Source organism: Pseudomonas sp. PA-7-1E (genome assembly GCF_021605325.1).
In the GTDB taxonomy this organism is placed as follows: domain Bacteria; phylum Pseudomonadota; class Gammaproteobacteria; order Pseudomonadales; family Pseudomonadaceae; genus Aquipseudomonas; species Aquipseudomonas fluorescens_BV.
This window is the reverse complement of the sequence record NZ_WKFA01000022.1, coordinates 76,414-89,310: the sequence shown is the minus strand read 5'-3', so window position 1 is coordinate 89,310 and position 12,897 is coordinate 76,414. Positions and strand designations below refer to the sequence as shown.

13 protein-coding genes are annotated in these 12,897 nt (G+C 59.1%); 6 read left to right on the top strand and 7 right to left on the bottom strand.

Features of this window, described 5'->3' with window-relative positions:
* From GIW79_RS16220 to GIW79_RS16200, 5 genes are all read left to right on the top strand, one after another.
* The coding region (locus GIW79_RS16220) for an RHS repeat-associated core domain-containing protein (RefSeq protein ID WP_236477388.1) at nt 1–1,115 on the top strand (1,115 nt) is incomplete at its 5' end.
* Complete coding sequence (locus GIW79_RS16215) at nt 1,115–1,747, top strand: hypothetical protein (protein WP_236455591.1); 633 nt, start codon at nt 1,115–1,117, stop codon at nt 1,745–1,747. The genes GIW79_RS16220 and GIW79_RS16215, both read left to right, overlap by 1 nt.
* Nucleotides 1,744–2,013 (top strand): Imm50 family immunity protein, encoded by a 270-nt coding sequence (locus GIW79_RS29670; RefSeq protein ID WP_236455574.1) that lies wholly within the window; start codon nt 1,744–1,746, stop codon nt 2,011–2,013. Before GIW79_RS16215 ends, GIW79_RS29670 begins: the two co-directional genes overlap by 4 nt.
* A 320-nt stretch (nt 2,014–2,333) precedes the next feature.
* A complete protein-coding gene (locus tag GIW79_RS16205) occupies nt 2,334–2,759 on the top strand; it encodes an Imm50 family immunity protein (protein WP_236455572.1) in 426 nt (141 codons plus the stop codon).
* 122 nt (nt 2,760–2,881) lie between these two features.
* On the top strand, nt 2,882–3,244 hold the full coding sequence (locus GIW79_RS16200; protein WP_003189844.1) for an Mpo1-like protein: 363 nt from the start codon (nt 2,882–2,884) through the stop codon (nt 3,242–3,244).
* A gap of 9 nt (nt 3,245–3,253) precedes the next feature.
* On the opposite strand, the gene GIW79_RS16195 is transcribed toward GIW79_RS16200, so the two are convergent.
* The 3 genes from GIW79_RS16195 to GIW79_RS16185 all read right to left on the bottom strand — a co-directional run bounded on the left by GIW79_RS16195 (nt 3,254) and on the right by GIW79_RS16185 (nt 5,223).
* Nucleotides 3,254–4,051 (bottom strand): acyl-CoA thioesterase, encoded by a 798-nt coding sequence (locus tag GIW79_RS16195; RefSeq protein ID WP_003189843.1) that lies wholly within the window; start codon nt 4,049–4,051, stop codon nt 3,254–3,256.
* An 89-nt stretch (nt 4,052–4,140) separates the two neighbouring features.
* Entirely contained in the window at nt 4,141–4,902 is a 762-nt protein-coding gene (locus GIW79_RS16190; RefSeq protein ID WP_236455570.1) for a CHAD domain-containing protein, read from the bottom strand.
* 42 nt (nt 4,903–4,944) lie between these two features.
* Nucleotides 4,945–5,223: a hypothetical protein gene (locus tag GIW79_RS16185; RefSeq protein WP_003189839.1), complete on the bottom strand. Its 279-nt coding sequence runs from the start codon at nt 5,221–5,223 to the stop codon at nt 4,945–4,947.
* Between the two features lie 216 nt (nt 5,224–5,439).
* Between GIW79_RS16185 and GIW79_RS16180 the strand changes: the two genes are divergently transcribed.
* Complete coding sequence (locus GIW79_RS16180) at nt 5,440–6,477, top strand: patatin-like phospholipase family protein (RefSeq protein WP_054898472.1); 1,038 nt, start codon at nt 5,440–5,442, stop codon at nt 6,475–6,477.
* A gap of 115 nt (nt 6,478–6,592) precedes the next feature.
* Here the strand turns inward: GIW79_RS16180 and GIW79_RS16175 are convergent, their stop codons facing one another.
* The 4 genes from GIW79_RS16175 to kdpB form a co-directional block, all read right to left on the bottom strand.
* Nucleotides 6,593–7,282 carry a response regulator gene (locus GIW79_RS16175; protein WP_034126713.1) on the bottom strand — a complete coding sequence of 230 codons (690 nt, stop codon included), beginning with the start codon at nt 7,280–7,282 and terminating at the stop codon, nt 6,593–6,595.
* Nucleotides 7,283–7,422: 140 nt separating this feature from the next.
* A complete protein-coding gene (locus GIW79_RS16170) occupies nt 7,423–10,065 on the bottom strand; it encodes a sensor histidine kinase (protein ID WP_054921819.1) in 2,643 nt (880 codons plus the stop codon).
* A gap of 127 nt (nt 10,066–10,192) precedes the next feature.
* Nucleotides 10,193–10,738 (bottom strand): potassium-transporting ATPase subunit KdpC, encoded by a 546-nt coding sequence (gene kdpC, locus GIW79_RS16165; RefSeq protein WP_236455568.1) that lies wholly within the window; start codon nt 10,736–10,738, stop codon nt 10,193–10,195.
* Nucleotides 10,739–10,827: 89 nt separating this feature from the next.
* Nucleotides 10,828–12,885, bottom strand: coding sequence for a potassium-transporting ATPase subunit KdpB (gene kdpB, locus GIW79_RS16160; RefSeq protein ID WP_236455565.1), 2,058 nt, complete (start codon nt 12,883–12,885; stop codon nt 10,828–10,830).
* Nucleotides 12,886–12,897: the final 12 nt, after the last annotated feature.

Here is a 12,897-nt window from a genome sequence, read left to right as displayed (position 1 = left end):
TGCAAGACCGCCCCGGCCCGGACATCGTCGCGGCGAATCGTCTGATGATTCAGGGCGACCGTCATTACGACTACGACGCCTTCGGCAACCTCATCCGCGAACGGCGCGGCAAAAGCCAGCAACTCGTCACTGAGTACCGCTACGACTGCCAGCATCGGTTGGTCGGGGTTACAACGCCCAACGGCGAAACCGCCAGCTATCGCTATGACCCATTTGGACGCCGCATCAGCAAAACCGTGGACGACAAAACCACCGAGTTTTTCTGGCAAGGCGACAAGCTGATTGCCGAACACCATGCAGAGCGCCATCGCAGCTATCTCTACGAACCCGACAGCTTCCGCCCATTGGCCCTGTTGGAAGGTTTCGGCCCAAAAGAAACCACGCCCTACCACTACCAACTCGACCACCTCGGCACCCCGCAGGAACTGACCAACCCCGAAGGCGAAATCATCTGGTCCGCCCACTACCGCGCCTACGGCCAGATCGCCCGGCTCGACGTGGGCAAGGTCGACAATCCGCTGCGGTTTCAAGGCCAGTATTTCGATGCGGAAAGCGGGCTGCACTACAACCGCCATCGCTACTACAATCCGGATATTGGTCGTTACCTGACACCGGACCCGGTGAAGTTGGCGGGTGGGGTCAACGCATACCGATACGCGCCAAATCCGACAGGCTGGATAGACCCGCTGGGGTTGAACTCGTGTCCTGATGGGGATGGCTGCAAACCAACTCATAGTGCCGATGATTCGACAAAACACGCGAAAGCTAACAATGGCGAGCCAACGCTGCCCGCACCAGCATCAACGCCAGAGAAAACGGTTCGGGTTAGGCACTACACAAATAGGAAAGGATCGAAAGGAATTGAAAATGATGGCGTGATATTGGCTCAAGATAACAATAGAGTGTATCTCGAGCCTGCGAAAAACAAGGTACTTAGTCCTGTCGATGCCCAAGATAAATACCAAATTGCAAAAGGCAAGGGTCGAGACTACATTGAGATGGATGTACCTGAATCAAGATTAGAATGGGTGAAAAACCCTAGGTATAACGTCATGGAGCTAACCGTAAGGGGGAATTTAGAAATAAACAACCCTACATTCACGAGAAGAAAGTAATGCTAGAGAAAAACAAAGAAATAATACTTGTAGGCGAGGAAGCGCTTGAAGCCTTGAAAGAAATTGAATTCATATTGATATCTCTTCACAAAATTGGCAGCTTTTATGCTGACAAACCTGGCGCAGTGGAAGAATATAGAAGAATAACTACTGACTTCATCGACAACTGCGAGGTCACCAAGCGTCTTGCAAGGGTTCGCACGATAATCTCTCATAATTTTGACGATTCTATCGGCGACGATGATATGGATGATATGGAAAGACATTTACTAGGCTTGAAATCCTGGAAACCAGCATCAACAGAAAAAACTCATTCCAACACAGGAAAATTCTCTTTTTCGGATGGAGTCATCGATCAACTAACCGCTAAACAAGATGAGCTATTAATGGTCTTTACGGACCAGCAAGAACAAACTTTCTTAATTACCTTCCACAAATTAATCTCCTTTCATAGATTAAGCTCAGCGGGTAGTAAAGTATGCGATATGCATGAGAAAAAGACCTCTACTCTTTCGCAGGAGAACGTGTGTATTGACCCAAATGAGGCAATTACAACTTACTGCTTCAAGTCTGGCAGTGGTGAGACTGTTCTTGCAATCATTGCAAGCGGTTACAGCGTTGAACGCATATGACAACCACATTCATTCAGGAATCAAACATAAATTACTGGGACGAATTCGATGGAAGTATATTCCTTAGCAAAATCTTCAGCCTCCCCGCCAAAATTGGAAAAATAGCGCTATTTTCTTTTACAATAAAAAATTACCACCTTACTATTTCCATGGATTTCGACATACCCGACTTCCCAGACAACTTACCTGAAAAATGGAAAAGCGCAGAGTACAACATGTGCAGAACTGGTATCACTTGCAATGATATTAAAGACCTAAAAATCTAAAATCTCCCTGTACATGAGGTGTTTACCGTACAAATCAATAGAAAAAATGACTATTTCACATTCGAAGCCACCAGCGACGGCGCGTCCATCAAATTCAGTACAAAATCAATTTCAATTACCGACCCCACTGTTTACATCAACGGACCGGACGACTACTACTTCAAATAATACAAAAATATGATTACGACTCGCGGAGACACATCCATGCGTGGCATACCAACAGACCACCTCGAGAAAGAAAATACAGCTTGAGTAAATCTGCCCTCTTCCTTCGGCAAGGCACCAAAAACAAAAGATCATTATGTATTCAAGGATAAAACATGGAAAATTGGAATGACCTTGATGGTTCTATCTTTTTCAACAAAGTGTTCAGCCAGCCTATTGAAATCGGAAAAGCCTACATCCATTCGTTAAGTATAGAAAATGATCAGGATGATTTTGGCATCGGCTTTGACATACCAAATTTTCCTGACCGACTGCCGGAAAAATGGAAAGACAAAGGATATAACACATGCAGAATTGGATTGACCTGCTCCAACATTACCAAACTAAAAATAACAAACCTTCCTCTCAGAGAAGTTTTTAACATAGAAATACTAAAAGAGAACGAGCATTTCTTTTTCACAGCGAAATCGAAAAATGCTTCTGTTGAATTCAAGGCTAAATGGCTATCCCTATCCGGCCCCTCGGTCTATATGAACTGCCCTGAACCAGAAGATCACAACTGGTCAGACGACTCCTTATAAAACCCATGAGCTTATTTACGAAACCGCAACTATGGGAGCCATAGCAAAGGCCAATTCGCCCTGCCCTCCAGCCCAATCTACACTCCATCCATGTTGTTTCAACGGACAGAGGATTCACCACCATGGGCAAACGTCACCCCAATCTTCCCGCCTGGCAATGGCGTCAGTACCCACAGAACCATCAGCACCCAACCAACCTGGCGTTGCACCTGATTGCCGTGCCGCTGTTTATCGTCGGTTTTCTGCTGATCGTGTCAGGCGTGTTCAGCCTTAGCCTGGCCAGCTTCGCGGTCGGTGTCATTGGCATTGTCGCGGGCCTGGCGTTGCAGCGTCACGGCCATAGCCTGGAAGCCCAGGCCAGTGAGCCGTTCAGCGATCGCAAAGATGCGGTGCAGCGCCTGGTGGTCGAGCAGTTCGTGACCTTCCCGCGCTTTGTGCTCAGCGGTGGCTGGTGGCGCGCCTGGCGGCAGCGGCACCACCACTGACCGGCGGGTTCAGGCGAACACCACCACGGTCTGGCGGCTGAGGGCGATCAACTCGCCGGTCGGGCTCCACAAGGCAGCGGCAGCGTGGCCATAGCCGTCGCGGGCGTGTTCGATGTTGACGTGGTACTGGCACCAGTCGAGCGTAGTCAGGTCTTGCAACGGCTGGATGAACTCGATGGTCCAGGTCAGGGTGCTGCCCGGCGCGGGCTTTTTCAGGTGTGGCAGCAACGCCGGTGGCCAGGCGTCGACCAGGGCGAGGATATGCGCCTCGGTCAGTGGCTCCTCTTTCACATCCCCCCGCAACCGTACCCAGCCGCCCATGTCGCGGGATTTATTGCCGGTAAACGGCAGTCCACCGACACTCCAGCGCATTGCCAAATGACGCATGAATTCGGGGGTAACACCCTTGATATAGGGCAGTTCCTGGCACTCATCCCAATGTTTGAATACCGGTGGCGGCTCACTTGCCACGTCAATTTCGGAGGGGCGAGAGGCGCCAAAACTGGCCTGGACCAGGGTCGCCACTTCACCGTTCTGCACCACGCGCCCGAGCAACTGGCTGACCGCCTTGCCTTCGCGCAGCACTTCGACTTGATAACTGGCAGGTACATCCGGCGCTACCGGGCCGACAAAGGTGATGGCCAGCGAGCGCAGCGGTCGGTCCGCCGGCACCTGGGCGCGCAGCGCCTCGTACTGCAAGGCAGCGACCAGCCCGCCAAAGGTAGCCCGGCCCTGGGCCCATTCGGCAGGGATGGTGACATCCAGCGGATTGCTACGGGCAGCGTCGAGCAAATCACTAAAGCGCATGGCGACCTCACATCAAGAAAATCCTGGAGGAATCTTAACCATCGAATTGCACAGGCACAGCGCCCATTCCGGCCAAAAACCGGACCGGTTTAAAAACACTCGGCGCTGAGCATGTCCAGCACGCGGTCGGCCTTGCCTTGCGCCTTGAGCATGGTGCGCTGCCACACCCCTACGCAGGGTTGCAGGTCTGGCTCGTGCCCGGCCTGGGCCAGCCACTGCCAACAGTCATGCCAGTCACCCAGCGCGCTCTGGGCTTTCTTCAAGTGCGACAGGGCGTTGGTGGGTAATTTGTCCAGCTCGGGATACGCCTCGGCGGCATAGCGCACACGCTTGATCAGCAACCGTAGCCGGTGGCGGTCATGATCGGGGTCCTTCACGGCGCCATCGAGTGCCTGCCATTGCTTGGCCAGGCGTTTCTGGATGCGCGGGCGCAAGCCCTTGAGCAGTTTCTGATGCTGGGACGCGCGGATAAACCGTGGGAACGCATCCAGAATCAGCAGCAAGTGCGCCAACTCCGGGCTTTGCGCCACCTGGCGATAAGCCTCGGGCTGCAGACGCAGGCGTCGATCAGCCGCGTCGTGATGACCGTGCTGATGCAAATACGCCGCCAGCACCTCTCGGTCGCGTAGCGGCGTAGTCAGTTGGCCAACCGTGCTGGCGGACAATTCAAGCTGTTCGACACCGGGCAGCCCGCGCAAAGGGCGCAACAGGCTGCGCAGGCGGCGTACCGTTGTGCGCAAATCATGCAAGGCTTCATCGTCAGTGACGGCGGCGAGGCGAGCCTGGCAGCTCAGTAACCCTACTTCCAGGCCAATGACCTGAGCGACTAACTGATTGACCAACGCTGACATCCTGCCCTCACTTTCCGATAAAAAATCCTATCCGCCGCAGGGTCATCGCCCGGCGCGAGACTCACGAATGTAGAACCGCGCCTTTTCGGCCTTGTTGGAGCAACCCTCGAACGCTTCAAACTGCTGCTGAGTCTTGGCGCCAGTCAACAGCGACAAAGCCTTGGAGTAGCTGACAGTGCCAGCAAAACCTTCGGCCTTGGCCAGGTCCAGCTCTTTCCAGGCGGCGTCCAATTGCGAGCCACAGCTGTCGCGATACGCGGTTTTCCCGGCACAGCCAGCCAAGGCCAACACGATCACAGGCACACAGATCCAGGCTTTCATTGATGACACCTCAAATATACAAATTCAGTCGTAGCCTGTAGACGTTGCCTACAGGGAAAAGTGCCTTGTCCTTAGCCTGAAATCAGTAGTACCTATTGCCAGAGCATACCCGAGGCTGATCGCCAGCCTGGAAAAATATTGCGCGCTGTCAGCAAGGATTGAAGCAGGCCCCTTGATGGGTGCATTGTGGGCCCCTGTTTTGCGAAGGATCTGGCCATGAAGAAACGTGTTGCCTTAGTGCTGGGCTCCGGTGGGGCCAGGGGCTACGCCCATATCGGGGTGATCGAAGAAATCGAACGACGCGGCTATGACATCGCCTGTATCGCCGGCTGTTCCATGGGCGCCGTGGTGGGTGGAATCTACGCCGCCGGCAAGCTCGACGAGTACCGCAACTGGATCGAAAGCCTGGACTACCTCGACGTATTGCGCCTGGTAGATGTGAGCTTTCGCCTGGGAGCGATTCGCGGTGAGAAGGTGTTCGGGCAAATCCGCAAGATTGTCGGCGATATCAATATCGAGGAGCTGCGCATCCCCTACACTGCCGTCGCCACCGACCTCACCAACCAACAGGAGATCTGGTTCCAGGAAGGCTGCCTGCACCAGGCGATGCGCGCCTCGGCGGCCATCCCCAGCCTGTTCACACCGGTGATGCAGGGCAACCGCATGCTGGTGGACGGCGGCCTGCTCAACCCTCTGCCCATCGTTCCGGTGGTGTCGAGCCATTGCGACTTGATCATTGCGGTCAACCTCAATGCCACCAACCAGAAACACTACCAATTGCCGGTGATTCCGCGCCCGCCGGCGTTCAAGAGCCGCTTCAACAGCCTGGCCAAGTCACTGGGCTCCCACCTGCCATTTCGCCGCAAGCAGGCCGAGCAGTTGATGAAGCTGGAACAAGAAGCCTTGCAGGCCCAGGCCGCCGAAATCAACCCGTGGCTGGAGTCTGCCGAACCCGAAGCCCAGCAACCTGCCGCGGCGCCCGAGAAAGCCGGTGCACCGAAGTCGGCCACCGGCTCGTTCATCATCGACAACGTCGGGCCTGCCTCGTTGCTGGACCTGATCAACCAGAGTTTCGAGGTGATGCAAACCTCATTGGCACAGTACAAGATCGCTGGGTATCCGCCCGATGTGCTGATCAACGTGCCAAAGCGGGTGTGCCGCTTTTTCGAGTTCTATAAAGCGCCGGAATTGATCGCTTTGGGGCGGGAGATTGCCAGTGATACGTTGGATCGGTATGAGAGTGAGCAGAGTTGAGCGTGTAAGTGTTGCGGATGGCCTCATCGCGGGCAAGCCCGGCTCCCACAGGGAAATGCATTTCAGCTGTGGGAGCTGGCTTGCCTGCGATGGCGCCAGCACAGGCACCAAACGCTCAGGCACTTAGCAACCGATACCCCACCCCCGCCTCAGTCACGATAAACCGTGGCTGGGTCGGGTCATCCGCCAGCTTCTGGCGCAAGTGCCCCACCACGATCCGCAGGTAGTGGCTGTCCTCGGTATGGGTTGGCCCCCAGATGTCCTTGAGCAGTTGCTGTTGGGTAATCACCCGCCCCGGGTGGCGTGCCAACTGCGCCAGCACTGCGTATTCCTTGCGGGTCAGCGCCACTTCGGCACCGTCCAGCAAAACGCGGCGATAGGCCAGGTCGACCGTCAGCGGGCCAAAACTCAAGGCGGCTTCCTGAGCCTCTCCGGCCGGTGCCTGGCGCAACAGCGCACGCACCCGGGCAAGAAACTCCTGGATGCCGAACGGTTTGGTCACGTAGTCATTGGCGCCACCGTCGAGGGCCTCGACCTTCTGACCTTCGCTGGCCCGCACCGACAGCACCAGCACCGGCACGCTCGACCACTCGCGAAACTCGCGCAGCACCTGTTGGCCGTCCATGTCGGGCAGGCCCAGGTCGAGTACCAGCAGATCCGGTTTGCTCAAGGCCGCCTGCGCCAGGCCTTCGTTGCCGGTGCCGGCTTCGATTACCTTATAGCCTTGGGAAGCCAGGCTGATGCGCAGGAATTTGCGGATCTGCGGTTCGTCATCAATGACAAGAATCGTCGCGGTCTGGCTCATGGTGTCTCATTAAAACCCATTAAAAAAATCACCCTCTGTAGGAGCGAGCTTGCTCGCGAAAAACCTCTAGGCAACGCGTGCATTCAGGAAGCCATCATTATCGTTAACGACCTTCGCGAGCAAGCTCGCTCCTACGAGGTTTACTCCAGGGCAGGTTGTGTGGGCAGCGGTAAAAACAAGGTGATGCAGGTGCCCCGCCCGTCAATGCCATCGGCTACGCTGATATGCCCACCGTGCGCACCGACCATGCCCTGGCAGATCGCCAAGCCGAGGCCGGTGCCCTGCCCGCCTCGATCACCGCGGGCAGCGGTGTAGAACATGTCGAAGATCTTCGCACGCTCCTCCTCGGGAATGCCTGGCCCTTCATCCGCTACGGCAAAAAACAACTGCTCATCCTGCACGCCCGCGCGCAACTGCAAGCGGCCCTGGGGCGGCGAAAACCGTGCGGCGTTTTCCAACACATTGACCAGGGCCTGCTCAATCAGCGCCGCATGCACATACAACAAGGGCAGTTCCGGCGGCACATCGGTGCTCATCTGCAACGGCGCCAGCACGGCGCGCAATCGCCCAAGGGCACTGCCGACAATATCGCCGGGCGACACCCAATCGCGTGCCAGTTTCAGCGCACCGTGGCCCAGGCGTGTCATGTCCAGCAGATTCTGGATATAACGGTCGAGGCGCTCGGCCTCGTCGCGAGTGCCTTCGAGCAATTCGCGGCGATCCTCCAGGGGGATGGCTTCACCCAGGGCCAGCAGGCTGTCGATGCTGCCGCGCATGGAGGTCAATGGCGTGCGCAAGTCGTGGGACACCGACGCGAGCAAAGCGCTGCGCAGTTGTTCGGTTTCGCCGTGCAGGCGCGCCGATTCCAACTCCTGCCCCAATTGTGCCCGCGCCAGTGCCTGGGCCAGCGGTTGGCTCAACGCGGTGAGCAAGCGTCGACGTTGCCCGCTCAATTCCAGGCCAGGCTTGGCACTGACACCCAGCAACCCCAAGGGCCCCTCTTCACCCGACAGCGGCCACCACCACCAACGCCCAAACGGCAAGGTGCCGGTGCCCATGCCGGCCGGCTGATCATGCTGCCAGGCCCAATCGGCGGCGGCGCGTTCAGCTTCGGTGAGGGTCAACGGGCCACCGGTCTCGACCTTCCAGCCGCCCTGTCCATCGCGATTGACCAGGCACAGATCGAGCTCGTTCCAACCTTGCAGATGGTGGGCGGCGGCACTGATGACAGCTTGGCGGTCGGTGGCAGCGGTGAGCTTGCGCGACAGGTCGAGCAGTTCGCTGGTTTCTTCCTGGGTATCGCGCAACGCCTGCAGCTGGCGGCGCTGGCGTGCGGCGAGGTTGCCGGTCAACGCTGCCATCAACAGGAAGAACAACAGGGTCAACACGTCTTCTTCGCGCTGGATGGCGAAGGAAAAATTCGGCGGAATAAACAGAAAATCGTAAGTCAAAAACGACAGTGCCGCACACACCAGGGACGGCCCCAGGCTGCTGCGCACCGCCACCAACAGCACGGCGGCAAGAAACACCAGCGAGATGTTCGGCAGCGCCAACGCACTGGACACGGCCCAGGCCACTGCGGCAGCGGCGAGGGTCGCCACCACCGCCAAGGCGTAATCGAACCACACCAACCCGCGCATCTCCGGCAGGCGTGGCGGTGCAGGCATGTCATCGCTGTCGAGGACGTTGATTTCCAAGCCGCGGGCATTGCGCAACAGGCGTGCCGCCAAGCCGCCACCGAACAGGCGCCGCCGCCAGCGCATCCGTGACTGCCCCACCAGCACTAAACTGGCACGGCGTTCGGCGGCGTGCTGGATGAGGGTCTTGGCCACTTCCCCGGCGCGCAGCAACACCACTTCCCCGCCCAGCCGCTCTGCCAGTTGCTGGGCGTTTTGCAGGCGCAGGCGCGATTGCTCATCCCGCGCACGGCCGTTGTCGATGTGCACCAGGCTCCAGGGCAAATGCCGACGCTGGGCCACGCGGCAGGCATGGCGCACCAGTCGTTCGGCTTGCGCATCGCCATCCACACCGACCAACAGGCGCCCACGCACTGCCGGCGCGGCCTGACCGAGTTGGCGGTAGCCCTGGGCCAGGTCATCGTCGACGTGGGCGGCGGCAGTTTGCATGGCCAGCTCGCGCAGGGCCATGAGGTTGGTCTGGGTGAAAAACGCATCGATGGCCGCACGCGCCTGTTCGGGCACATACACCTTGCCGTCACGCAGGCGCTCGAGCAGCTCGCGAGACGGAAGGTCGATCAGCAGCAGTTCGTCGGCCTCTTGCAGCACCCAGTCCGGCAGGGTTTCGCGCACTTGCACGCCGGTGATACCACGCACTTGGTCGTTGAGGCTTTCCAGGTGCTGGACGTTGACCGTAGTGAACACGTTGATGCCGGCGGCGAGCAGTTCCTGGATGTCTTGCCAGCGTTTTTCATGACGACTGCCGGGAGCGTTGCTGTGGGCCAGTTCGTCCACCAGCACCAGCTTGGGCTTGGCGGCGAGCAGGCCGTCGAGGTCCATTTCTTCGAGCATCACGCCACGGTATTCGCTACGCAACAGCGGTTGTTGCGGCAGGCCGCTGAGCAAGGCTTCGGTCTCGGCGCGGCCGTGGGTTTCAACCACCCCAGCGATCAGGCGCACGCCCTGGCGCAGTTGGGTATGGGCCGCCTGGAGCATGGCGTAGGTCTTGCCCACACCGGGCGCGGCGCCAAGGAAGACTTTGAGCCGGCCACGGCCGTCCCGGGGCAGATCGGCTAACAGGGCATCGGCGCGGCCGGCGTCGCTCATGCTCGGGGGTTCCTTCAGGTATTGATAGAGAGTCTTCAAGGCCGCCATCGCGGGCAAGCCCGGCTCCCACAGTGGAATGCATTCCAAATGTGGGAGCCGGGCTTGCCCGCGATGGCGATCGCCTGGCTTACAAAGCTTCCAAAGCCATGTTCAAGGCCAGTACGTTTACTACAGGCGGGCCTACCAGAGGGCTTTCGATGTGCTCATCCAGCAACCGCTGCAAGGTCGACACCGGCATATTTCGCGCCGCCGCCACTCGCGCCAGTTGATAGGCAATCGCCTGCGGTGGCAAGTGTGGATCAAGGCCGCTGCCGGAGGTTGTCAGCGAGGCCAGTGGCACCGGGCCCTGGCCCGGTACTGACTGCTTGCTGGCCTCTTCGACTATGCGAGTGGCCAAGGCCGGATTGCTCGGGCCCAGGTTACTGGCACTGCTGGACACTGTGGCAAAAGCACCGGCTGACGGGCGTGGGTGAAACCAGCGGTCACCAGTAAAGTCCTGGGCGATCAGGATGGAGCCACGCACCTTGCCGCTTGCGTCGCGCACCAGGCTGCCATTGGCTTGATCGGGGAAGGCCACTTGGGCCACGCCAGTGACTACCAGCGGGTAGGCCACGCCGGTGATCAGGGTTATGAGTACCAGCAGGCTCAGGGCTGGGCGGATGATGTTGGACATTTCAGACTCCTCAATTCAGTGGTGCGGTGGGACGCGGAGCGTCCGGGGTGGCATTCCCACGCGGAGCGTGGGAACGATCAGCGGCCAGGTCAAACCAGGTGCAGCGCGGTCAGTAACATGTCGATGGCCTTGATCCCCACGAACGGCACCAACAATCCGCCCAGCCCGTAGATCAGCAGATTGCGCCGCAACAACGCCGCCGCACTCGCGGCCTGCACGCGCACGCCGCGCAGGGCCAACGGGATCAGCACCACGATAATCAGCGCGTTGAACACGATGGCCGAGAGGATCGCGCTCTGTGGGCTCTGCAAGTGCATGATGTTGAGCACGCCCAGTTGCGGGTAGATCGAGGCGAACAACGCCGGCAGGATCGCGAAGTACTTGGCTACGTCGTTGGCGATGGAAAAGGTCGTCAGCGCGCCGCGAGTCACCAGCAACTCCTTGCCGATCTGCACCACGTCCAGCAGCTTGGTCGGGTCGCTGTCGAGGTCGACCATGTTGGCGGCTTCGCGCGCGGCCTGGGTGCCGTCGTTCATCGCCATGCCGACGTCAGCCTGGGCCAGCGCCGGGGCGTCGTTGGCCCCGTCGCCGCACATCGCAACCAGGCGACCATCGTTCTGCTCATGGCGAATACGCGCGAGTTTCTTCTCTGGCGTGGCTTCGGCCAGCACATCGTCCACACCTGCTTCAGCGGCAATCGCGGCGGCGGTCAGCGGGTTGTCGCCAGTGACCATCACGGTGCGAATCCCCAACTTGCGCAACTCAGCAAAACGCTCACGGATACCTGGCTTGACCACGTCTTTGAGATGGATCGCCCCCAGCAACTTGCCATCGGCGCACACCAGCAAGGGCGTGCCGCCGCTTTGGGCGATCTTGTCGATTTCCCGCGACAACGCAGGCAGCAGGTCGCTGCGTTGCTGGCCGATAAACGCCAGCAGCGAGTCCACCGCGCCTTTACGGAACACACGGCCCTGATAGTCGACACCGGACAAACGGGTCTCGGCGCTGAAGGGTACGGCGGTCAACTCATCCAGGCTCGGCTCGGCCTGGGGGTGCAAGGCGCGCAGGTATTCAACGATGGACTTGCCTTCCGCCGTGTCATCGGCCAGGGATGCCAGCAACGCGCCTTCGGCCAATTCGCGGCCACTGACACCAGGCGCCGCGACCACGGCCGAGCAACGACGGTTACCAAAGGTGATGGTGCCAGTCTTGTCCAGCAGCAACACATGCACGTCCCCCGCCGCTTCCACCGCGCGGCCGGACTTGGCAATCACGTTGAGACGCACCAGGCGGTCCATGCCGGCAATCCCGATGGCCGACAACAAGCCGCCAATGGTGGTAGGAATCAGCGTCACCAGCAGTGCGACCAGGAACACCAGCGGCAAGCTGCCATTGGCAAAGTGGGCGAACGGCTGCAGGGTCACGACCACCAGCAGAAAGATCAGGGTCAGGCCGATAAGCAGGATATCCAGCGCGACTTCGTTGGGGGTTTTCTGGCGTTTGGCGCCTTCCACCAGCGCGATCATGCGGTCCAGGGTGGACTCGCCCGGGTTGGCGGTGATGCGGATGAGCAGCCAGTCCGACACCAGCCGCGTGTTGCCGGTGACGGCCGAACGGTCGCCGCCAGACTCGCGGATCACCGGGGCGGATTCGCCGGTAATCGCCGCTTCGTTGACCGCCGCAATCCCTTCGACGACCTCGCCATCACCGGGGATCATTTCCGCGGCGGCAACACGTACCACATCGCCCTTGCGCAGGCTGGTGGCCGGCACCACCTTGAAGCTGCCATCGGCTTCCTGGCGTCGGGCGCTCAAGCCTTCGCTGCCAGCCTTGAGGCTGTCGGCGCGGGCCTTTCCGCGGCCTTCGGCCAGGGCTTCGGCGAAGTTGGCGAACAGCACGGTGAACCACAGCCACACGGCGATTTGCACCGCTACAAAAGTGGGCACGGTGGTGTCGGGCACGAAGCACAACACGGTGGTGAGGATGGCGGTCAGTTCGACCACCAGCATCACTGGCGAGCGTTGCAGTTGGCGTGGGTCCAGCTTGACGAACGCCTGGACCAGCGCCGGGCGCCACAGGGCCGAGATGGCGGTTTTGGCAGGCTCCTGGGGTTTGACCGGGGCCGCGTTTTTTGCAGGCATATTCATTTTCGTATCCCT